At 73.1% G+C, this 22,526-nt stretch carries 17 protein-coding genes; 8 read left to right on the top strand and 9 right to left on the bottom strand.

From position 1 onward, the window contains the following. Positions 1–8: 8 nt before the first annotated feature. The 3 genes from OHA72_RS37475 to OHA72_RS37465 are packed head-to-tail and all read right to left on the bottom strand — an operon-like array spanning position 9 to position 3,208. Positions 9–1,094, bottom strand: a complete 1,086-nt coding sequence (locus OHA72_RS37475) for a class I adenylate-forming enzyme family protein (protein WP_327000796.1) — start codon at positions 1,092–1,094, stop codon at positions 9–11. An 11-nt stretch (positions 1,095–1,105) separates the two neighbouring features. Beyond that, positions 1,106–1,978 (bottom strand): glucose-1-phosphate thymidylyltransferase RfbA, encoded by an 873-nt coding sequence (gene rfbA / locus OHA72_RS37470; protein WP_327000795.1) that lies wholly within the window; start codon positions 1,976–1,978, stop codon positions 1,106–1,108. Next, positions 1,979–3,208: a methyltransferase domain-containing protein gene (locus tag OHA72_RS37465; RefSeq protein WP_327000794.1), complete on the bottom strand. Its 1,230-nt coding sequence runs from the start codon at positions 3,206–3,208 to the stop codon at positions 1,979–1,981. A gap of 304 nt (positions 3,209–3,512) precedes the next feature. Between OHA72_RS37465 and OHA72_RS37460 the strand changes: the two genes are divergently transcribed. From OHA72_RS37460 to OHA72_RS37450, 3 genes are read left to right on the top strand one after another with little or no spacing between them, the layout of a single operon-like run. Beyond that, complete coding sequence (locus tag OHA72_RS37460; RefSeq protein WP_327000793.1) at positions 3,513–4,559, top strand: hypothetical protein; 1,047 nt, start codon at positions 3,513–3,515, stop codon at positions 4,557–4,559. Further along, on the top strand, positions 4,556–5,512 hold the full coding sequence (locus OHA72_RS37455) for a sulfotransferase family protein (RefSeq protein ID WP_327000792.1): 957 nt from the start codon (positions 4,556–4,558) through the stop codon (positions 5,510–5,512). The genes OHA72_RS37460 and OHA72_RS37455 overlap by 4 nt, the downstream gene beginning before the upstream one ends. After that, entirely contained in the window at positions 5,509–6,675 is a 1,167-nt protein-coding gene (locus OHA72_RS37450; RefSeq protein WP_327000791.1) for a cytochrome P450, read from the top strand. The genes OHA72_RS37455 and OHA72_RS37450 overlap by 4 nt, the downstream gene beginning before the upstream one ends. 27 nt (positions 6,676–6,702) lie before the next feature. Here the strand turns inward: OHA72_RS37450 and OHA72_RS37445 are convergent, their stop codons facing one another. Genes OHA72_RS37445 through OHA72_RS37425 form a run of 5 tightly spaced genes read right to left on the bottom strand, consistent with a single transcriptional unit; the run spans position 6,703 to position 11,455 of the window. Next, positions 6,703–7,665 (bottom strand): Gfo/Idh/MocA family protein, encoded by a 963-nt coding sequence (locus tag OHA72_RS37445; RefSeq protein ID WP_442788761.1) that lies wholly within the window; start codon positions 7,663–7,665, stop codon positions 6,703–6,705. Between the two features lie 29 nt (positions 7,666–7,694). Next, on the bottom strand, positions 7,695–8,300 hold the full coding sequence (locus tag OHA72_RS37440; protein ID WP_327000789.1) for a dTDP-4-dehydrorhamnose 3,5-epimerase family protein: 606 nt from the start codon (positions 8,298–8,300) through the stop codon (positions 7,695–7,697). A 34-nt stretch (positions 8,301–8,334) separates the two neighbouring features. Then, positions 8,335–9,726 (bottom strand): NDP-hexose 2,3-dehydratase family protein, encoded by a 1,392-nt coding sequence (locus OHA72_RS37435; RefSeq protein WP_327000788.1) that lies wholly within the window; start codon positions 9,724–9,726, stop codon positions 8,335–8,337. A 34-nt stretch (positions 9,727–9,760) separates the two neighbouring features. Continuing rightward, positions 9,761–10,870 carry a DegT/DnrJ/EryC1/StrS family aminotransferase gene (locus OHA72_RS37430; protein ID WP_327000787.1) on the bottom strand — a complete coding sequence of 370 codons (1,110 nt, stop codon included), beginning with the start codon at positions 10,868–10,870 and terminating at the stop codon, positions 9,761–9,763. A 42-nt stretch (positions 10,871–10,912) separates the two neighbouring features. Then, entirely contained in the window at positions 10,913–11,455 is a 543-nt protein-coding gene (locus OHA72_RS37425) for a GNAT family N-acetyltransferase (RefSeq protein WP_327000786.1), read from the bottom strand. Between the two features lie 350 nt (positions 11,456–11,805). On the opposite strand from OHA72_RS37425, the gene OHA72_RS37420 reads away from it, so the two are divergent. The 5 genes from OHA72_RS37420 (at position 11,806) to OHA72_RS37400 (ending at position 22,297) form a co-directional block, all read left to right on the top strand. Continuing rightward, on the top strand, positions 11,806–12,129 hold the full coding sequence (locus OHA72_RS37420) for a hypothetical protein (RefSeq protein WP_327000785.1): 324 nt from the start codon (positions 11,806–11,808) through the stop codon (positions 12,127–12,129). Between the two features lie 43 nt (positions 12,130–12,172). Continuing rightward, positions 12,173–13,117, top strand: coding sequence for a 2,3-diaminopropionate biosynthesis protein SbnA (gene sbnA / locus OHA72_RS37415; protein WP_327011741.1), 945 nt, complete (start codon positions 12,173–12,175; stop codon positions 13,115–13,117). Beyond that, a complete protein-coding gene (sbnB, locus tag OHA72_RS37410) occupies positions 13,111–14,106 on the top strand; it encodes a 2,3-diaminopropionate biosynthesis protein SbnB (protein ID WP_327000784.1) in 996 nt (331 codons plus the stop codon). Before sbnA ends, sbnB begins: the two co-directional genes overlap by 7 nt. Before the next feature lie 31 nt (positions 14,107–14,137). Further along, positions 14,138–14,365 carry an MbtH family protein gene (locus OHA72_RS37405; RefSeq protein WP_327000783.1) on the top strand — a complete coding sequence of 76 codons (228 nt, stop codon included), beginning with the start codon at positions 14,138–14,140 and terminating at the stop codon, positions 14,363–14,365. A 123-nt stretch (positions 14,366–14,488) separates the two neighbouring features. Beyond that, positions 14,489–22,297, top strand: a complete 7,809-nt coding sequence (locus tag OHA72_RS37400) for a non-ribosomal peptide synthetase (RefSeq protein ID WP_327000782.1) — start codon at positions 14,489–14,491, stop codon at positions 22,295–22,297. Here OHA72_RS37400 and OHA72_RS37395 read toward each other — a convergent pair. Beyond that, positions 22,276–22,479, bottom strand: a complete 204-nt coding sequence (locus tag OHA72_RS37395; protein ID WP_327000781.1) for a hypothetical protein — start codon at positions 22,477–22,479, stop codon at positions 22,276–22,278. The two genes, OHA72_RS37400 and OHA72_RS37395, sit on opposite strands and share 22 nt — an antisense overlap. Positions 22,480–22,526 lie beyond the last annotated feature (47 nt).

Genomic DNA, 22,526 nt, shown 5'->3' with positions numbered 1-22,526 from the left:
ACGGTTGGCTACCTCTGCATCGTGTCGTCGGCCTGGATCCGGCTGACTTTTCCGGTTTCGGAGCGTGCGATCCTCGGCAGGACGCGGACCTTGCGCGGCCGTACGCCGATCAGTGCGTTGACCGCGACCAGGTCCAGGTCGGCGAGCGTGGTGCCGGGCCTGAGCACGAGCAGCAGGTCGAGGTGTTCGCCGATCATCGGGTCGGCGACCGGCACGACCGCGAGGTCCTCGGTGTCCAGGCGCGGGCGGAGCTGCTGCTCGACCTCGTCGAGGTTGATCCGGCGGCCGTTGACCTTCACCAGGCGGTTGCGCCGCCCGGCGAAACGGAACGTCCGCTCGTCGACCGGCTCGACGTGGTCGTCGGTGTGCCACACCTCCGGCCGCGCCGCACCGGGCCGGTGGGCGAGCCGGGGGCTGCGCACCACGAGCGGGACCTCGCCGGCGTCCGGGCCCGGCCGGGCCGCCCATGTGACGTCGGGGAACAGTGTCCACGGTGGAGGGTCGCCGCCGCGCCACGACCGGGTGGCGATGCCGCCCGCCTCGGTCGAGCCGAGGATCTCCACGACGCCGGCGTTGCCCGCCTGTGCCAGGAGGTCCCCCGCGGTGGCCGGCAGCATCGCGCTGCTGTGCAGCACCGTGACCTGCTCGTGCGAGCGCACCCAGTCCAGGTGCTGCAGCAGCAGCGTGAAGATCCACGGGGTGGCCGCCACGACGATCCGGCGGCCGCCGGTGGCGGGCATCGCCCCGAAGAAGCTCTTGCGGTACCAGCACGGCACGCCCAGCCTCGCCGGCACCAGGACGGTGGCGAGGGCGCCGTAGACGTGGACCGGCGGCACGAAGGACACCACGGCGTCCGGGCGTTGCGGGAACAGCCCGGCCAGGATGCCGGCCTCGGTCCACAGCTGCTCGCCGGTGCGCCGCCAGGTCTGGCGGGGGCCGGTGCTGCCGGAGGTGTGGAAGTCCACCACGTCCGGCAGCTGCGGCTCCTGCCCGGCCACCGGCGCCCAGTCCACGTGCCAGGCGCCGTCGGTGACCTCCGGCGCGTCGAAGCCCAGCTTGAGCAGGTCGTGCGGGGTGAGTTCGACGTATCCCATCACGCGCTCCTTCACGCCACGGTTTCGGCGATCTCCATCAGGTACCGGCCGTATTCGGAGTTGCGCATGTCGCTGCCGCGGCGGTAGCAGCTGTCGACGTCGATGTAGCCCATCCGCAGGGCGATCTCCTCGAGGCACGCCACCCGCACGCCCTGGCGCTTCTCGATGACCTGCACGTACTGGCTGGCCGCCAGCAGCGAGTCGTGGGTGCCGGCGTCCAGCCAGGTGAACCCGCGGCCGAGCCGTTCGAGGCGGGCCCGGCCCTGCTTGAGGTACACCAGGTTGACGTCGGTGATCTCCAGCTCGCCGCGGGCCGACGGCGCCAGGGACCGGGAGATCTCCACGACCTCGTTGTCGTAGAAGTACAGCCCGGTGATGGCGTTGTTGGACCGCGGGCGCAGCGGCTTCTCCTCGATCGACACCAGCGCGCCGGCCGCGTCGACCTCGCCGATGCCGTAGCGCTCGGGATCGGACACCGGGTGCCCGAACAGCGTGCACCCGTCCAGGCGCTGCCGCGACGTGCGCAGCAGGTCGGGGAAGCCGGAGCCGTGGAAGAGGTTGTCGCCGAGGATCAGCGCGCTGTCGCCGTCGCCGATGTGCCCGGCGCCGATGATGAACGCCTCGGCGATGCCCCGCGGCTCGTCCTGCTCGGCGTAGCTCAGCTCGAGGCCGAGCTGGCTGCCGTCGCCGAGCAGCGCCCGCAGCGCGGGGATGCTCGGCGGGGTGGAGATGATGAGGATCTCGCGGATGCCGGCCAGCATCAGCACCGACAGCGGGTAATACACCATCGGCTTGTTGTAGATCGCGAGCAGCTGCTTGGACGTCGCCAGCGTGAGCGGATACATCCGGGTGCCGCTGCCGCCGGCGAGCACGATGCCCTTCATCTAGACGACCCTCACGTCCGGCACGTAGAGGATCCACCGGCCGCCCGCGTCCCGGAACGCCTGCTCCTTGGCCATGATCTCCTCGGCGTGGTTCCAGGCGAACAGCAGCGCGTAGTCCGGGTACGGCTGCGAGAACGCGGCCGGCTCCCGCACCGGGATGTGCGCGCCGGGGGTGAGCCGGCCGATCTTCGCCGGGGTGCTGTCGCTGACGAACGTCACCAGGTCCGCGTCGATGCCGCAGAAGTTGGTGACCGTCGCGCTCTTCGCGGTGGCGCCGTAGCCCACGACGGTCTTGCCCTCCTCCCGCAGCCGGCTCAGCAGCGCCATGAGGTCGGTGCGGATCTTCAGCACGTTCGCACCGAAACGCTGCAGGGTCGACGGGTCGGCGATCCCGTTCGCCCGCTCCTGCGCGATCAGCTCGGCCACGGCCGGGGCGGGGGTACGGGCACCGGCGTGCGCCAGGGTGTACCGGACCTCGCCACCGTGCACCGGGATGCGCTCGACGTCGACGAGCTCCAGGCCGTGCCGGGCCGCCATCGCCTGCACCGACTGGGCGGCGAAGAAGAAGAAATGCTCGTCGTAGATCTGGTCGAACGAGCTGCGCTCCACGATGTCGCCCAGGTACGGGTCCTCGAAGACGAACACGCCGCCGGGGGCCAGCAGCGCGGTGACCCCGGTCAGGATCGAGCCCATGTAGGGGATGTGACACAGGGTGTTGGCCGCGTAGATGACGTCGGCCGGGCCGTCCCCGGCCCGGATCTGCCTGGCCGTGTCCTCCTCGAAGAACGACTTGCGCACCCGCACGCCCTTGGCCGCGGCCACGTCGGCGACGCCGCCGGACGGCTCGACGCCGAGGTGCCGCACGCCCGCGTCGGCGAGCGCCTTGAGCATCACGCCGTCGTTGCAGCCGAGCTCGACGATGAACGGGTCGGCGCCGGTGAGCTCCGTGTCGAGCAGGCGCTTGGCCAGCTCCTCGAAGTGGGTGCGCATGAACGCCGAGCCCGACGAGTGGTACGGGTACGCCTCGTGGAACATGCGGTCGCGCGGCACCTCCTCCATGAGCTGCACCATGGCGCAACCGGTGCACAGACCCACGGCGAGGCGGTAGAAGAACTCCTGCGCCGGATCGGCGCCGGGCTCGACGAACGCATCGGACAACGGTTGCCGGCCGAAATCGAAGAACTCGCCGACCGTGCCGTTGCACACACGACAGTTGGTGGTGTTCGACATAGCTGCTCCTAAACGCACCGAAGAACATCGGCTGGGAGATATCGCGCCGCATCACGGGCTGGGAAATGCGCTCTGGCGGCGGCAGTCGGTGACGGTACCCCAAAACGGCGCCGGTGCCGAGAGATTCCTTGCGGGGCCTCGTGTGCGCGCACGTTGCTGTCCCGCCAGCGAGACGCATTGACCGGCTGGCGGGTGCTCGCTACGGTCGTGTCGTTTCCGGCCGCCGGCGCCATTTGTTCGCGCCCGTTCTTTGCCTTCTTCGGATGAGCAATGGCCGCCGGTAATCACCGACGGGAGGAGATCGATGATCACTGCCGGAATCACGCAGGGCCGCAACGGCGGCGTGGCGCTGATCCAGGACGATCGGCTGGTGCTGCACAGCGAGGTGCGGCAGCTGGACAACAACCCGCGCCATGCGGCGCTGGACGACCTCGACCTGGTGCCCAGGCTGCTCGGGGAGCACGACGTCGCCGACGTCGACGGGTGGGCCGCCGTCTGCGACGACGACGCCGCCGAGCTGCGCATCGCCGGCCGGTCGCTGCCCTGCACGGGATATCCGCGGGGTGCCGCGCTCGCCGCCGCCGCCTACTGCCTGTTCGGCGAGGCCGCGGCGTACGACCGGTACCGGGTCGACGCGCTGGGCCGGATCGTGCTGACGGACGAGCCGCCCGGCGACACCGCCTGGGTGCCGCCACTGCCGGAGGACACCTGCGCCGCGATCGGCGTGGCCGCGCTGCACGCGTTCCGCGACACGGGCCTGCGCCCGCTGCAATGGCGCACGCAGCTCGGGCCGGAACTGGTCCGGCACGCGCACGTGCCGGACGGCTGGCGGGTGTCGCCGTGCCGCCCCGAGGAGCTGGCGCGGCTCCTCGCGCGCACCGGACGGCCGGCCGTCGTGCTGCACGGCCGGGCCAAGCCCGGGTTCTCCTCGCTCGGGTCGCGCTGCGCGCTGATCCCGGTGGTGGAGCCGCTGTCCAAGCCGGCGGCCGCCGCGATCTGCGTGGCCGCCGAGGCCGCCGCGGTGTTCGAGCCGGGCACCGCCGACCCGTACGCGTTGCTGGACCACCGGGTCCGTCCACAGTGGGCACAACGCATTCCCGGCCTGGAGCCGACGGTGCGGGTGCAGACCGTGTCGATGCAGGAAGACCGGACCCTGGCGACGCTGCTGGACGAGTACCGCAAGTGGACCGGCGGCGTGCCGGTCCTCGGCATCACCGACGCGCACTTCGACGGCTGCGGCCCGTTCCCGGACGCCGCTTCCGCGATGCGCTGGGGCGTCTTCGACGTCGTGTGGGCCGACAACGTCCTGTACCGCCGTGCCGAAGGCCGTTCCGACAGGGGCTCCAGATGACCCGTGCACCTCGCGCCATGGTGATCTCGTTCATGAAGTCCGGCACGCACCTGATGCAGGAGCTGATGCTGGAGCTCGACTACAAGATCGTCGGAGTGCCCCGGCCGGGGCCGCACACCGGCCCGCAGTTCACCGCCGAGCAGCTGCGCTCCATCGCCGGGCTGGTGCTGTCCAAAGTGGACCACGACGAGCTGCTGGACGCGCCGGACTTCGCCGACCGCGTCCACGACACGTGGTCGGCGCTGGTGTGGCACTGGCACCAGCGGCTCGGCCAGCAGGTCGTCAACCGGTACGGCCAGACCCGCATCGACTTCGCCGCCGACGTCATCAGCAACCCGCACCTGCCGTACACCCGCTTCGCCGACACCCCCGGCGGGCTGTGCTGGATCCTGCACGAGCTCGACGTGCACCGCGTCGACGGCGCGTTCCTCGCGGAATGGATCGAGACCCAGAGCCCGCCGCTGGTGCTGAACTACCGCGACCCGCGCGACACCCTCGTCTCGATGATCAACTTCCTGGAGGGGCGGACCGCGGCCGGCTACGGCAACTTCTACGAGGCCGACCTCTTCTCCACCATCCTGTCGAGCAAGCCGACCTGGGAGGAGAAGATCGACTACGCGCTGCGCGACCCGTCGTTCCTCGGCCACGACCAGTTCCAGAAGGCGATCTGGCTGCTGAACCACCCGAAGGTCTGCACGGTGCGCTACGAGGACCTGGTGGGCCCGCAGGGCGGCGGTTCCCGGCAGGCGCAGGTCGAGGCGGTCGACCGGGTGCTGCGGCACATCGGCTCCGACCGCGACGCCGAGGCGGTCGCCGGCCGGGTCTACAACCCGCAGTCGTGGAGCTTCTTCCAGGGCCGCAGCGGCGGCTGGCGGGAGCGGTTCAGCAAACGCAACCTCGACCGGTTCCGCGAGCAGTACGGGGACCTGCTCGAACAGTACGGCTACGAATGATGCTCACCGACCCGGGCGCGCTGTTCGACGCGCTCAAGGCGCACGGCGGCGGGGTCTGCCCCGTCGCCTCCCCCGCCCCGTTCTACGCGGTGCTCGACGAGCCCGACGTCCGTTCGGTGCTGCGCGACCACCGGCAGTGGCCGTCCCGGTTCGGGCCCGGCCTCGCCTACGCCCAGCCCGGCGGCGTCCTCGTCGCCAGCGACCCGCCGTCGCACACCGCCCAGCGGGCCCTGCTGGCCCCGGCGTTCCGGCCCTCGGCGATGGCGGCGCTGTCCGCGCAGGTGCAGGACCTCGTCGACGGCCTCGTCACCGCCGCGCTCGCCAATGGGCGCGCCGACCTCATCACGGACCTGGCCGCGCCCATGTCGCTGTCGGTCGTGTGCGGGCTGCTCGGGCTGCGCACCGACCGCCTCGGGGACTACTGGTCGTGGGTGCTGAAACTCGGGCAAGGGCTGATGTACCCGGCCGGGTCCATGGACCGGCGGGTCGTCGACGCGTACCGGGCCTTCTACGAGCACTTCAACCCGCACATCGTGGCCCGGCGCGCGGCCCTGGACGCCGGCGAGGAACCGCCGGCCGACCTCCTCGCGCAGCTCATGACCACCCGCCGCGACGGCCGGGCGCTGAGCCGGTTCGAGCTGCTCGCCTTCTGCCAGTTCCTGCTCGTGGCCGGCAGCTCCACCACCGCGCTGCTCGTGGGCAACCTCGTACACCGGCTGCTGGAGCACCCTGACCAGCTCGACCTGGTGCGCAAGGACCGGACCCTGGTGCCCAACGCCATCGAGGAGAGCCTGCGGTTCGACACCCCGCTGCGGGGCCTGTTCCGCACGTCGGCGGAGGCGGCCCACCTCGGCGGCGTCGACATCCCCGCCGCGGCGAAGATCCTGGTGATGTTCGCGGCCGCGAACCACGACCCGGGCCAGTGGAGCGACCCGGACCGGTTCGACATCACCCGCGACGCGCAGACCCTGCGCCGGCACTACTCGTTCGGGCACGGCGGGCACTACTGCCTCGGCGCACCGCTGGCACGGCTGGAGGCGGGCGTGCTGCTCAACGCGATCCTCGACCGGATGCCCGGCCTGCGCCTGGACGGCACGCCCACCCGCGTGGACGCCGACATCCTGGACGGCTACGCCCACCTGCCGATCACCTGGGACCGGTGACCCGGCCCCAGCCCAGAATCCGACGAGTCAGAACCTGACGATCCTCGCGGCGGCGAGCACCCGCTCCATCAGCGCCGCCTGGCGCAGCGTGCCCTCGTCCTGGGAACGCAGGTCCCCGCCGGTCAGCACCGCACGGGCGAACGCGCCCATCACGTTGGCCCACTGGTGATCCGCGGGCAGCACGATCTCCTCACGGTGGTCCTGGCGCTCCACCCGCACCACCGGCTGATGGGAGGCGGGCGGCGTGAAGACCCGGTCCAGCATGATCCGCCCGGTGCTGCCGGACAGGCTGTAGCTGGTGCGGTACGAGTGCTCCATGCCGAACGACAGCCGCGCCGGGACGCCGGCGGCGTTGCACAGCAGCATGCTGCCGGACATGACCGCGCCGTGGTCACGGTCCTGGCGGAACACCACCCCGACGACGTCGAGGTCGCCGCCCAGGAAGTGCAGGGCCGCGCGGACCGGGTACCCCCCGAAGTCCAGGAACGCACCGCCACCGATGTCGGGCAGGTAGCGGATGTCGCCGAGCGGCTTCGGCGGGATGGTGAAGGCGCTGCTGAAGCCGCGCAGGTCCCCGATCGCGCCGTCGGCGACAAGCTTGCGCACGGCCGCGTGCTGGGAGTGGTAGAGGAACATGAAGTTCTCCAGCAGGACCAGCCCCCGCTCGTGCGCCAGGGCGACCAGCCGGGCCGTCTCGGCGTGGCTGCCGGTCATCGGCTTCTCCACCATGACGTGCTTGCCCGCGTCCAGCGCGCGCTCGATCCACTCGCCGTGCATCAGTGCCGGCAGCGGGATGTACACCGCGTCGACGTCGTCGCGCTCCAGCAGCTCGGCGTAGCCCTCCACGGCGACACCGCCGAACGCGGCTGTGAACCGGTCCGCCTTTTTCTGCGTGCGGCTGGCGATCGCGGCGATCTCCACCAGCGGCTCCGCGGCCATGGCCGGCAGGGCCCGGCGCCACGCGATGTCGGCGCAGCCCAGGACGGCCATCCGCAGCCGCTCGGTCGTGCCGGCCGCCGTCACCGTCCCGCCCGCAGCGCCGCGTAGTGCTCCTGGCACTGCTCGAAGGTGGGCAGCAGGCCGGCGGCGGCCGTCTCGGCGAGGCTGGGCGCGCCGGCGTCCTTGTCCGACATGATCGGCGGCTCCGTGATGCCCCACGGGATCGCGATGTCGGGGTCGAGGGGGTTGATCTCGATCATCGTGCCGGGGACGTACGCCTCGGAGCACAGGTAGCTCATGCACGCATCGTCGGTCAGCGCCAGGAACGCGTGGCCGAGGCCGTCGGCGAGGTAGACGGCGATGCCGGACTCCTCGTCCTGCCGGGTCATCTCGCACATGCCGTAGGTGGGCGAGCCGATGCGCAGGTCGACGACCACGTCCAGCACGGCGCCGCGCACGCAGGTGACCAGCTTCGCCTGGCCCGGCGGCACCGTGGTGCCGTGGATGCCGCGCATCGTGTTGCGGCTGCTGAGGGAGTAGTTCTGCTGGCCGACGACGAACGGGTAGCCGATGGCCTCGGTCAGCGCCGAGGCGCGGAACGCCTCGTAGAAGTGGCCGCGCCGATCGTGGTGCTTGTCCGGCGTGATGCAGTACGCGTCGCGAACGGACATCTCAACGATCTTCATCGTCAGCAACACATCCTTGGTTGGGAACGGGAGCTCAGCAGAGGCTGTGCAGGCACGCCAGCAGGCTACGGGCCTCGATGTTGAGGTAGTGGCCGTGACGCATCAGGTCCATGATCTGCCGGACCGTCATCCAGCAGTAGTTCGGCGGTACCTCGGTGGGCACGTCGGCGCCGACCTCGACGATCTGGTAGCGGGTCAGCGCGTGGTAGAAGCGGCCGCCCTCCTCCGACAGCAACGTGTCGAACCTGGAGCGGGCGCCGGCCGAGGCGAGCACCGCGCTGCCGAACGGCTCGACGTCGCCGGCCGCCGCGGCACCGGGCAGCAGGTGCACGGTCGGGGCCATCTCCACCAGATCCATGTTCCCGAACTCGGCCCGGGCCTGCACGAGCACGTGCAGCACGCCGTCGATCGGCCGTACCGCGAAGACCGCATGCCCCTCACCGCGCGGGTGCAGCAGCGGCTGGTTCCAGCCCGGCACCTCGCGGGTCGCGGCCTGCACGGACACCGCGATGATGCGGAAGTGCCGGTCCTCACGGTCGGCGATCTGCTCGTCGGTGCGCTTCCAGTCGGCGACGTCGCCGAGCGGGATGAGCCGCGCCGTCCAGTCGCAGCGGGTCTTCGCCTCGGTGAACCAGCTCAGGATGGCACCGGCGGAGCTGACGCCGCCGGAGCGGACCTGGTGGGAACGCACCAGCGCGTCGCGGAACTCGTCGCCGGCACCGGTCCCGGCCTCGGCGTCGGTGCTGCCGGGCAGGTCGAACGGCATGCACGACAGCACCGTGCGGGCGTCCATGTTGACCAGGTTGTCGATCCGCATCAGCTCGCGGATCTGGGCCAGGGTCAGCCAGCAGTAGTCCTCGTGCGGCTCGACGTCGCCGGTGACCTGCACGACGATGTTGCGGTTGCGCTTGTGCCAGAACCAGGCGCCCTGCTCCGACTGGAGCACGTCGACGACGACCTGCCCGCGCCCTGCCCCGACGAAGTGCTCCAGGTACCTGGTGCGGTTGCCGCGGTGCACCTGGGTGTAGTTGCTGCGGGTGGCCTGCACGGTCGGCGAGAGCTGCAGCGTGTTGGCGTTGCCCGGCTCCATCTTCGCCTGCATGAGGCAGTGCAGGACCCCGCCGAACTCCTTGACGACGATGCCGAGGATGCCGATCTCGGGCTGGTTGATGATCGGCTGCGACCAGGTGTCGATGCCGCCGTCGCGCACCTGCAGGCCCTCGACGGTGAAGAACCGGCCGCTGGTGTGCGCCAGGTTGCCGGTGATCGTGTCGAAGTGCCAGGAGTGCAGGGCGCTGAACGGGATCCGCTCGACGGCGAACCGGCCGACGCGCGCCCGCTCCTCCCACCAGTCGTGGAACTCCGCGAGGGGCATGACCGCACCCCGGTCGGCGTGCTGACCGCGTGGCGCAACGAGTCGCGTCATGACGTTCGGACCTCTTCCCTGAGCAGCCGACCGATCAGATCGTGGACAGGACGCTGCGCAGCGCGTCGATCGTGCGCTCCTGGTCCTCGCCGGTGAGCGAGGAGTACATCGGCAGCGAGAAGATCTCGTCCGCGGCCTCCTCGGTGACCGGCAGGGAGCCCTTGCCGTAGCCCAGGTGCGCGAAGCCCGACTGGGTGTGCACCGGCCACGGGTAGCTGATGTTGAGGCTCACGCCGTGGCCCTTGAGCGACTCGAGGATCTTGTCGCGCTTGGGGTGGCGTACGACGTAGACGTAGTAGACGTGCTCGTTGCCCGGTGCGGTGACCGGCGTGATCAGGTCGGTGCCGGCGAAGGCCTCCGCGTAGCGCTCGGCGACCTGCCGCCGGGCGGCGATGTAGTCGTCCAGCCGGGTCAGCTTGCGCCGCAGGATCTCCGCCTGCACCTCGTCGAGCCGGCTGTTGTAGCCCGGTGTGGACACGACGTAGTAGACGCTCTCCATGCCGTAGTAGCGCAGCCGGCGCAGGTTCGCGTCGACCTCCGCGTCGCTGGTGATCGTCGCACCGCCGTCGCCGTAGGCGCCGAGCACCTTCGTCGGGTAGAAGGAGAACGCCGCCGCCCGCCCCATCGACCCGGCGATCCGCCCGTGGTGGCGGGCGCCGTGGGCCTGCGCGCAGTCCTCCAGGATCGGCAGGCCGTGCTTGTCGGCGATCGCCTGCAACGGCGCCATGTCGACGCACTGACCGTACAGGTGCACCGGCAGCAGGCACCTGGTCCGCTCGGTGATCGCGGCCTCGACCTGCGCCACGTCCATCAGGTACGTGCCGGGGTGCACGTCGACGAAGACGGGCGTGGCGCCGGTCTGGTCGATCGCGAGGACCGTCGGCGCCGCCGTGTTGGACACCGTGATCACCTCGTCGCCGCGGCCGACCCCGAGGGCCCGCAGGCCCAGCACGATGGCATTGGTGCCGTTGTCGACACCGACGCAGTGCGGGACGCCGTGGTAGGCGGCGAACTCGGCCTCGAACCCCTTGACGCTCGGCCCGAGCACCAACTGACCGGAGCGGAACACGGTGTCGACGGCCTGCAGGATGTCGTCGCGTTCCTTCTCGTACTCCGCCAGATAACCCCAGACGTAGAGGGTCATGTCGGCAGTTCACCTCCTGGACTGGACCTGAAAAGGGCGAAGTCAGACGATCTGCTTGAGCAGGTCGGCGCCGAGGATGTCCCAGTCCTCGCGATAGACCGCGAACACGTGCACGTCCCAGAGCCGGCCGTGGAAGAACGCGTGGCTGGGCAGCACCGCCTCGGCACGCACGAGCACGGAGCGCTCACCGCCGAAGCCGATGACCGACGGGCTCGACTCCGTGGTGTGGAAGTAGACCTTCCGGGTGCGCCACATCGCGAAGGCGAAGTTGGTGGTGAGCGTGTGCGCCTCGGTGACGACGTCCTCGTCCAGGCCGGGCAGCAGGTGCACCTCGGCGCGCAGGTGGCCGGCCGGGGCGAGGTCGCCCAGCGCGCTGAACCCGACGAGCTCCTCGCCGCCGTCGGCATCCCGGCGATGCACCAGGAAACACGCCGACTTCCCGCGGCCGAACTGCTCGACATAGGTGTCGATCATCGGCAGCGCGGCGGAGCCGAGCTTGAACAGGATGTCGTAGACCTTGGTGGCGTCCGACGCCGCCGCCGGCCGCAGCGTGACGTGCCGCGAGTCGGTGTGGGGAAACAGCATGCTCGTCGTCCTCGTTTCACGGATCGGTCGTCGACGGCCGTAAGAAATGTGTCCCGGGCGATCCGCCGCGAAGGTGGACCGCGCGCAATTCCCGCTGCACCGCAGATGGTGTGGCGGCCGCATCGACAACGTGCCGGAATGGCTGCGACGGAGGCTAACGGCACCCGTTGAGCACAGTCAACGTCGCGATTGCCGGAAATTCACAGGCGTCCTGCCGGCGGGACACAGAGGCGGCTGAGGCACTGGTCGCGGCGGTACCGCCTATTGACCCTGCAACTGCGCCGTCGTTATCGTCGCCGCGCTGCAGTTGCCGATGAAGAGGGAGCGTCGACGGGACAATGGTCAACCAGGTGCTGGTCGCGGAAATCGATCCGAAGCTGATCGACGAAGTGGAAGAAATTGTGCGGAGCACGGCGACCACGATTTGCGCCGAGCAACCCGACGTGCCGCAGCCGGACAATCTGCGGGACCTCGATTCGTTTTCGATGGTCCAGGTCCTGCTCGAGTTGGAAAACTCGATGAGCATGAAACTGCTGGAAAAGATGGAGCACTTCGAGGGCGAGTCCTTCCGGGATCTCGCGACCTTCATCCTGATCGTCTCGGCCGAGAACGACGAGGAGGAGCAGCAGCGTGCAGCCGTCGCCTCGGCCGGAGAACCCCCAACCCCCGCGTGACAGCATCGGCGGCGGGATCCTCGCCGCCGTGGGCGGCACGCCGATGGTGCGGCTGGAACGGCTCTTCCCGGACCACCGCGGGGCGCTGTACGCCAAGCTGGAGTCGCTCAACCCGGGCGGCAGCATGAAGGACCGGGCCGCGATCGGCATGATCCTCGGCGCGATCGGCAGCGGGCAGCTCGTGCCCGGCCGGTCCACCGTGGTCGAGTCGAGCTCCGGCAACCTCGGTATCGGGCTGGCGCAGGTGTGCCGGTGGTTCGACCTGCGGTTCATCTGCGTCATCGACCCGAAGACCACCGCGCAGAACATCGCGATCCTCACCGCGTACGGCGCGGAGCTGGACACGGTCACCAGGCCCGACAACGCGATCGGCGACTACCTGTCGGCGCGCATCGCCCGGGTCCGCGAGCTGGTCACCACCATCCCGGACGCGTACTGGCCCAACCAGTACGCGAACCTGCTCAACGCCCGCGCCCAGGAGGCCGTGATGCGGGAGATCGCCGAGGCCCTCGACGGGCGGGTCGACTACCTGTTCGTCGCGACCGGCTCGTGCGGCACGATCCACGGCTGCAAGCGCTACGTCGCCGAGCACGGCCTGTCCACCCACGTCGTCGCGGTCGACGCCGAGGGCAGCGCGATCTTCGGCTCGGTGCCGTGCCGGCGGCTGATCCCGGGGCACGGGGCGGCGATCCGCTCCGGGCTCTACTTCGAGGGCATCGCCGACTCGGTCGTGCGGGTCACCGACCAGGACTGCGTGGTGGGCTGCCGTCGGCTGGTCGGCACCGAGGCGATCCTCGGCGGCGGCTCGACCGGCGCGATCATCAGCGCCGTCAGTCAGCGCCGCGCGGAGCTGCCCGAGGACGCGACCTGCGCCCTGGTGCTGCCCGACCGCGGCGAGCGGTACCTGGACACCATCTACTCCGACGAGTGGGTGTTCGAGAAGTTCGGCGACATCCGGTACCTGTGGAAGGAGCAGGCCGCATGTTGATCCTCGGCCGCCGTGACGTGAAGGCCGTCCTCGACGGCGCCGACGGAGCCGTCCTGCGGACCGTCCGCGACACCTACGTCGCGCACGCACGCGGTGAGACGTCCGTGCCGCACTCGGTGTTCCTGCGGTTCCCCGACGACGACCGCAACCGGATCATCGGCCTGCCGGCCTATGTCGGCGGGGCCCGGCCGGTGGCGGCGATGAAGTGGATCGCGTCGTTCCCGGGGAACATCGGCCACGGCCTGGAGCGCGCGTCGGCGGCGATCCTGCTCAACCGCGTCGACGACGGCCGGCCGGTCGCGCTGGTGGAGGGTTCGGTCATCTCGGCCCGGCGCACCGCGGCCAGCGCCGCGGTCGCCGCCGAGGAACTGACCGTCGGCGCGCCGGACGACGTGCGCACCGGGGTCACGCTCATCGGCTGCGGCGTCATCAACGCGGAGGTGCTGCGGTTCCTGCGGGCGAAGCTGCCGGCGGTCGCCGACGTGGCGCTGTTCGACCTCGACGCCGGCCGGGCACGGGCCTTCGCCGACCGGATCCGCCGACCGGACCTGCGGGTCGAGGTGCACGAGCGGATCGACACCGCGCTCGCCGCGCACCGGATCGTGTCGCTGGCCACCACCGCCGGAACGCCGCACCTCACCACCGCCGCGTGCCGGCCCGGCACGGTCGTGCTGCACCTGTCGTTGCGCGATCTGGCCCCGGAGTCGATCCTGGTGGCCACGAACGTCGTCGACGACGCCGACCACGTGTGCCGGGCGGCGACCTCCTGCGAGCTCGCCGAGCAGCGGTCCGGCGGCCGCGACTTCATCGCCGCGGAGCTCGGCGCGGTCCTCGCCAGGCGGGCGACGGTGCCGTACGACCCGCACGCCGTCACCGTGTTCTCCCCGTTCGGGCTCGGCATCCTGGACGCCGCCGTCGCGGCGCACGTGCTGGACACCGCGGCCAGCCGCGGGCTCGGCACCCACCTGCCGGACTTCCTGACCGACTGACCTTCCTTCCTTTGCAGAGGAGCCGGACTCCATGAACAGCAGCGTGGACAGCAGCGCGCCCGCGCACGAACGACACCTGGTCGTGGTGAACCATGAGGAGCAGTACTCGATCTGGGCCGCGGACCGCGAGCTGCCGGCCGGGTGGCGGGCCGAGGGCACGTCGGGCACCCGCGACGAGTGCCTGGACCACATCGAGCGGGTGTGGACCGACATGCGCCCGCTGAGCCTCCGGCTGCGCATGGCCGAAGATGGACGCTGACCGCCCGGCCCCGCTCCCGGCCCCGCTCCCGGCCCCGCTCCCGGCCCCGCTCCCGGCCCCGCTCCCGGCCCCGGCCCGCTCCCGGCCTCACTCCCGGCCGAGCGCCGCTGGTCCCCGCACGCCGTGCACCTACGCGGGCGGCTCGACGAGCGGCGGCTGCGGGCCGCGTTCGGCGGGGACCTGCCGCGCCGGGTGCCTGCGCCGCCCGGGCTGCGCGCGGCCGCCGACCTGATGCGGGTGTGCGACGAGCTGTTCGCCGGGATCCTCGCCGCGCCGCCGCTGTCTGCGATGGATGCGGTACTGGTGAGGCTCGCCCCCGACGAGCACGTGCTGGTGGTGGCCACGGCGGTCGACGGCACTCCCGGCGGTCCCGGTCACGCGGTCCCGGTCGCGCTGCCCGACCTGGACGAGGGGCGGCTGCTGGTCGCGGTGCACACGCTGCTCGCCCGGCACGGCGGTGCGTGGGACGGCGTGCTGGACCTGCCGGCGCACCTCACCGTGGCGCAGGCGCTGCGCCTGCTGCCCGCGCCCGGCACCGCCGGGTCCCGGGTGCTGGTCGAGACCACCGACGAGGGCCCGGTGCCGGACCTGCGGGTGCCGGCCGAGCCGGTGTTCGTGAGCGTCCGCACCACCGGGCACGACCTGGAGGTCCGCCTGGTGCGGCGCGCCGACGGCTCGGTCGCCGGCGAGCTGGTGGCCGCCGCGGCCCGGTACAGCGCCGAGGAGGCGGCCGCGCTCGCCGCCCGGCTGGCCGTGCTGTGCCACGGGCTCGGCGGCGGGTCGGACGACGTGCCGCTCGGCCGGCTGGCGCTGCTGCCGGCCGACGAGCTCCTGGAGGCGCTGCCCCCGATGCGGGACACGACCGGCGCGCTGCCGGACGCGCCCGTGCACGACCTGGTCGCCGCGCAGGCGGCCCGCACCCCGGACGCGGTGGCGGTCGAGTGCGGCCCGCGGCGGCTGACCTACGCGCAGCTGATGACCCGGGCCGGCGCGATCGCCGGGCACCTGGCCGGCGAGGGCGTCCGCGGCGGCGACCTGGTCGGCGTGGCCGTGCCCCGCGGGACCGACCTCGTCGCCGCGCTGCTCGGCGTGCACCTGGCCGGGGCCGCCTACGTGCCGCTCGACCCGGAGCACCCCGCCGACCGGCTGGCCTACGTCATCGCCGACGCCGGCGCCAAGGTCGTGCTCACCCCCGAGGTCCTGGCGCGGGTCGGGGCCGGTCCCGGGACGCGGGCGGCGGCGCTGCCCGGCGACCCCGCCTACGTCATCTACACGTCCGGGTCGACCGGGCAGCCCAAGGGCGTCATGGTCACCCACGCCGCGCTCACGAACTTCCTGCGGTCGATGCACGATCGCCCCGGCATCCCGGCCGGCGCGGCGTTCCCGGCCGTCACCACCGCCTCGTTCGACATCGCCGCCCTGGAGCTGTTCCTGCCGCTGGTGACGGGCGGCCGGGTCGTCGTCAGCGAGGCCGGCGAGGCCCGCGACCCGGAGCGCCTCGCGGCGCTGCTGGCACGGATCTCGGCCCGGTGCATGCAGGCAACCCCGGCGACCTGGCGGCTGCTACTGGACTCCGGCTGGACGCCACCGGCCGGGTTCACCGCCCTGTGCGGCGGGGAGCGGCTCCCGGCCGACCTCGCCGCCCGGTTGTGCGCCGCCGGGGTGCGGCTGTGGGACCTGTACGGCCCGACCGAGACGACCGTCTGGTCCTCGGTGTCCACTGTGGAGCCCTCCGGTGCCCGGGCGTTCACGGCGGTGGCGAACACGACGCTGTACGTGCTCGACGAGCGCCAGGAGCCGGTTCCGGCAGGCACCGTCGGCGAGCTGTACATCGGTGGCGCCGGGGTCGCCGTCGGCTACCTCGGCCGTTGCGCGCTGACGGCGGGCCGGTTCGTGCCCGACCCGTTCGGCACCGTGCCCGGCGCGCGGCTGTACCGCACCGGCGACCTGGCCCGCCGGCACCCGGGCGGGCGGATCGAGATCCTCGGCCGCACCGACCATCAGGTGAAGATCCGCGGCTTCCGGGTCGAGCCCGGCGAGGTCGAGACCGTCCTCGCCGCGCACGACACCGTCCGGGCGGCGGTCGTGCACCCCGTCGCGGACGCCGCGGGCAACCTGCGGCTGGTCGGCTACGTGCAGCCGGCCGACCCCGCGCAGCCGCCGCTGACCCGCGCGCTGTACCTGCACTGCGCGCGGCTCATCCCGGCGTACATGATCCCGGCCCAGATCGTCGTGCTGGACGCGTTCCCCACCACGCCGAACGGCAAGCTGGACCGCAACGCGCTGCCGGTGCCCGCGCACAGCCGGACCGGGCCCGCCACCCGCTCGCCGGTCGAGCAGGTCGTGGCGAAGGTGCTCGCCGAGGTCCTCGACCAGCCCGAGCTGGGACCGGACGACGACTTCTTCGCCCTCGGCGGCGACTCGCTGCTCGCGGTGCGGGCGGTGAACCGGCTGCGGACCGAGTTCGGCGTCGACCTGCCGGTGTCGGCGTTCTTCGCCGCGCGGACCGTCACCCGGCTCGCCGCGCGGCTGGGCACCGCTCCCCCGGCGGTCCCGCCGGTGCGGCCGGTCCCCCGCGACGGCACGCTGCCGATGTCGGCCGCCCAGCGGCGGATGTGGTTCCTGCAGCAGCTCGACCCGGCCGATGTCGCCTACCTGGAACCGCTCGCCGTGCCGCTGCCCGGGCCGTTCGACCTCGACCGGGCGCACGCCGCGCTGACGCTGCTGTTCGAACGGCACGAGATCCTGCGTACCGGCTACGCCGACGACGGGCAGGTCATCGCCCCGCCCGCGCCGGTCCGCCCGGCCCACGAGCCCGGGGACCCGGCGACGGTGCTCGCGGCCGAGCTGCGGGTGCCGTTCGACCTGTCGGCCGGGCCACCGGTCAGGGTCCGGCTGGTGGGTGACACCGCCCTGCTGGTCCTGCACCACATCGCCACCGACGACCGCACCCACGAAGTGCTGGCCGAGGAGCTCGTCGCCGCCTACCTGGGCCGGCCGCTGCCGCCGCAGCCGCTGCAGTACGCGGACTACGCGTCCTGGGAGCACGCCCGGCCGGCGCCGGACCTCACGTTCTGGCGGGACCGGCTCGCCGGCGCACGGGCCGTGTCCCTGCCGACCGACCGCCGCGTCGACCACCTCAGAGCCGTCCTGCCGGACCGGCGTGCCGGCACCGTGCACTTCACCGTCCCGGCGCCGGTCGTGGCCCGGCTGCACGAGCTCGGCGTCGAGCACGAGGCCACCCAGTTCGTCACGCTGCTCGCCGGGTTCATGGCCGTGCTCGGCCGGCACAGCGGGCACAGCGACGTCACGGTCGGTGTCCCGGTCTCCGTCCGCGACCGGCCCGAACTCGAACGGGTCGCCGGGCTGCTGGTCAACACCGTCGTCATGCGCGCCGACCTGGGCCGCGCACCCACCTTCGCCGAGCTGCTGGCGGCGGTGCGGGACCAGGCGGTGGCCGCCTACCCGCACGCCGACGTGCCGTTCGACCTGGTCGCCGGGGTGCACCCGGAGCCGCTGTTCTCCGTCATGTTCGTCACCCACGCCCGGACCGCCGTCGCGCCGCCCTTCCCGCGGCCGGACACCCCCGGCGCGAAGTTCGACCTGGGCTGCCACGTGACCGACCGGGCCGACGGCGGTCTCGACGGCCGGATCGAGTACACCGCGGCGCTGTACGACGAGCCGACCGTGACCCGGTTCGCCGCCGACTACGTGGACCTCCTCGCTGTCGCCGGCGCCGACCCCCGGCACCCGACCCTGCCCGCGGACACCTTCGCGGCCGGCCCTCCCCCGACCGGCGAACCGGTGCGGATCGTGTCCAGCGACCGGCCCGCGGTCACCGGCAACGGCCGCACCCTCACCTACGCGGAGCTCAACCGCGAGGCCAACCGGCTCGCGCACCGGCTGCGGGCCCTCGGCGCCGGCCCCGGCCGCTTCGTCGCCGTGCGGCTGCGCACCCCTGACCTGGTCGTCGCGCTGCTGGGGGTGCTGCGCTCCGGCGCCGCCTACATCCCCCTCGACCCGGCGCACCCTGCCGCGCGGCTGCGGCAGGCCCTCGACGACTCCGGTGCCGTGACGGCCGTGGTGCCGTCCGGCACCGCCCTGCCCGCCGGGGTCACCGCCGTCTGTCTCGACGACCCCTCAGAGCGGGCGCTGCTGCGCACCCTGCCGGGCACGATCGAGGACGTCGCGACCGGCGACGACCTCGCGTACGCCGTCTACACGTCCGGGTCCACCGGCCGGCCCAAGGGCGCCATGGTGACCCGCCGCGGGCTGGCCGGCTACGTGCGCTGGGCCGTCGCCACGCTGCCGCTCGGCGGGCCCGGCGCCGCCGGCCAGCCGCTGCACACGTCCCTGGCGTTCGACCTGGCGCTGACCGCGCTGTGGCCGACGCTCGCCGCCGGGGCGCCGCTGCACCTGGTCCCGGAGGGCCCAGGCGTCGAAGGTCTCGCCGCCGCCCTCGACAGCACCGCGTTCGACGTCGTGAAGCTCACCCCGACGCACCTCGGGCTGCTCGACCCGGCGCCCGTCGGCGCACTGGTCATCGGCGGCGAGGAGCTGCGCGGGGAGCACCTGGCCGGGTGGGCGCCGGGCACCGTGGTCGTGAACAGCTACGGGCCGAGCGAGACCGCCGTCGCCTGCTGCGTGCACGTGACGACCGCCGGGCAGCCCGGCCCCGGCCCGGTGCCGATCGGCCGGCCGCTGCCCGGGGTGCGGGTCCACGTGCTCGACGACGACCTGCGGCCCGTGCCGGTCGGCGTGCCGGGCGAGCTGCACGTCGGCGGCGACGGGGTCGGCCGCGGCTACCTCGGCGACCCGCGGCTGACCGCCGACCGGTTCCGGCCCGACCCGTGGTCCGGCGAGCCCGGCGCCCGCCTGTACCGCACCGGCGACCTGGCCCGCCGCCTGCCCGACGGGACCCTGCTGTTCCTCGGCCGGCGCGACGGGCAGCTCAAGGTCCGCGGCCACCGGGTCGAGCCCGGCGAGGTCGAGAGCGTCCTGGTCGCCCATCCCGCGGTCGCCGCCGCGGCGGTGGTCCTCGACGGCACCCAGCTCGCGGCCCACCTGGTGCCCTCGGACCCCGGCCTGGACGTCGCGGCGGTGCGCCGCTTCGCGGCGGAGCGCCTGCCGGAGCACCAGGTGCCGACGCTGTGGGCGACGCTGCGCGAGCTGCCCCTGCTGCGCAACGGCAAACTCGACCGCCGGGCCCTGCCGCCGGTCGCACCGTCCACTGTGGAGGACTACGAGGCGCCGGCCACGCCGGCGGAGCGGGCCATCGCCGAGGTCTGGGCGCGACTGCTCGGCGTGCGGCGGGTCGGCAGGCACGACCGGTTCTTCGACCTGGGCGGGCAGTCGCTGCTCGCCACCAGGGTCGTGGCCGGGCTGCGGGACCGGCTCCCGGTGACCGTCCGCGACGTGTTCGCCGCGCCGACGGTGGCCTCGCTCGCCGTGCTGCTCGGCGCGCGGGCACGGGCGCAGCTGGAGTCGTTCTACGGCGAGGCTGCCGAGTCCGCCGCCCTCGACACGGCGGGGCCCCGGCCGCTGTCCTACGCCCAGCAGGGGCTGTGGATCGTCGACCAGCTCAACCCCGGCGGCACCGAATACCTCGTGCTGACCGCGTTGCGGCTGCGCGGGCGGCTCGACGTCGACGCGCTGCGCCGGGCGCTGAGCACCGTGGTGGCCCGGCACGAGATCCTGCGCACCCGCTACGAGCCCGGCCCGGACGGCGTCGCGGTCCAGGTCGTCGACCCGCCGGGGCCCGTGCCGCTGCCGGTCACCGACGCCGACCCGCGGGCCGTGCTCACCGAGGAGCTCGGCACCCCGATCGACCTCGCCACCGGCCCCGTGCTGCGCGCCCGGCTGATCCGCGCCGCACCCGACGAGCACGTGCTCAGCCTGGTCGTGCACCACATCGCCACCGACGGCTGGTCCGCCGGCATCCTGGCCGCCGACCTCGCCGACGCCTACGCCGGCGTCACGACACCGGTCCCGTCGCTGCAGTACGGCGACTTCGCGATCCGGCAGCGCCGCCACCTCACCGGCCGGCACCTCCAGCAGCTGCAGGGGTACTGGCGGCAGCGCCTGGACGGCCTCGACCCGACCGAGCTGCCCACCGACCGGCCGCGGCCCGCCGTGCGCGACGGGCGCGGCGACGTCCTGCGCTTCACCGTGCCGGCCGACCTGGTCGCCCGGCTCGACGCGCTCGGCCGCGGGCACGGCGCGACCCCGTTCATGACCTACCTCGCCGGGTACCTCGCGCTGCTCGCGCACTGGACCGGCCGGACCGACCTCGCCGTCGGCGTGCCGGTGTCCGGGCGGGGCAGCGCCTTCGTCGACGAGCTGATCGGCTACTTCGTCAACTCCGTCGTGGTCCGCGCCGACCTGACCGGCGACCCCACGTTCGGCGAGCTGCTCGGCCAGGTCCGCGACACCGCCGTGGACGCCTACCGGCACGACGAGCTGCCGTTCGAGCTGCTGGTGCAGGACCTCGCACCGCAGCGGGACCTGTCCCGGCACCCGCTGTTCGGGTTGCTGTTCGCGCTGCGGGAGGAGGGTGAGGAACGGTTCCGGCTGCGCGGGCTGGACGTCACCGCCGAGCCGGTGCCGTGGCGGACCGCCAAGTTCGACCTGACCCTGGAGCTGACCCGGCGCCCCGACGGGGCGCTCACCGGCGAGCTGGAGTACGCCACCGCGCTGTTCGACCGCTCGACGGTCGAACGGTTCGCCCGGCACTACACCCGGCTGCTCGCCGACGCCGCCGACCGTCCACACGCGACGGTGCGCCGGCTGCGGCCGCTCGACCCGGCCGAGGCGGCCCCGTCGGCGGGTCCGCTGGTGCCGCGCGGCGACGCCGGGCTGCCCGAGCTGTTCGCGGCGCAGGCCGCCCGCACACCGGAGGCGGTCGCGGTGTCCTGTCCGGGCGCCGAGGTCGGCTACGCCGAGCTGGACCGGGCGGCGAACCGGCTCGCCCACCACCTGCGGGCCGCCGGCGCCGGCCGTGACGACATCGTCGCGGTCTGCCTGCCCCGCGGGCCTGCCCTCGTCACGGCGGTGCTGGGCATCCAGCGGGCCGGCGCGGCCTACCTGCCGCTGGACCTCGCCCACCCGGTCGAGCGTCTCGCGTGGACCCTCACCGACGCGCACGTGCGCCTGGTGCTCGTCGACGACCCGGCGACCTCGCCCCTCGCGGCCGTGACCGGCGGCTGGCGGCTGCTCGGCCTGGACCCCGAGCGGGACACGATCGCCGCCCGGCCCGGCGGCGCCGCACCGGTCGCCACCGACCCCGACGGGCTCGCCTACGTCATGTACACCTCCGGCTCGACCGGCCGGCCCAAGGGCGTCGGCGTGCCGCACCGCGGCATCGTCAACCGGGTGCTGTGGGCCGTCGGGCGGCACGGCCTCGGCCCGGGCGACCGGATGCTGCAGAAGACGTCGGTCACGTTCGACGCGTCCGTGTGGGAGCTGCTCGGCCCGCTCGTCTGGGGCGGCACCGTGGTCCTGCCGCCGGAGGGCACCGAACGCGACCCGGCGCTGATGGCCGCGGTCCTCGCCGAACGGTCCGTCACCGTGCTGCAGGGGGTGCCGTCGTTCTTCCGGGCCCTCGCCGAGGAGCCCGGCCTGGACCGGTGCACGACCCTGCGGCTGATCTTCTCCGCCGGTGAGCCGTTGCCGCCGGACCTGGCCCGCGCGCTCATCACCCGGACCGGTGCGACGCTCGTCAACACGTACGGCCCGACGGAATGCTCGATCGACGTCACCGCCTGGCAGGTGTCCGGCGAGGAGACCGGGACCGTCCCGATCGGCCACCCGCTGGACAACACCCGCGCGGCCGTGCTCGGGCCCGGCGGCGCGCCGGTGCCGCCGGGCGTGCCGGGTGAGCTGGTCGTCGCCGGCGCCGGGGTCGGCCGCGGCTACCTGGGCCGCCCCGGCTGACCGCCGAACGGTTCGTCCCCGACCCGGACGGCCCGCCCGGCGCCCGCGCCTACCGCACCGGCGACACGGTCCGCCGCCGCGCCGACGGGGTCCTGGAGTTCCTCGGCCGCGCCGACCAGCAGGTGAAGATCCGCGGCGTGCGGATCGAACCCGGCGAGGTCGAGGCCGCGCTGGAGCGCCACCCGGCGCTCACCGCCGCCGTGGTCGTCCCCGGCCGGGCCCCGACGGC

The organism is Dactylosporangium sp. NBC_01737 (assembly GCF_035963215.1).
GTDB lineage: Bacteria > Actinomycetota > Actinomycetes > Mycobacteriales > Micromonosporaceae > Dactylosporangium.
Note: the sequence above shows the minus strand (reverse complement) of the source record. Positions and strands in the feature narration are given on the sequence as shown.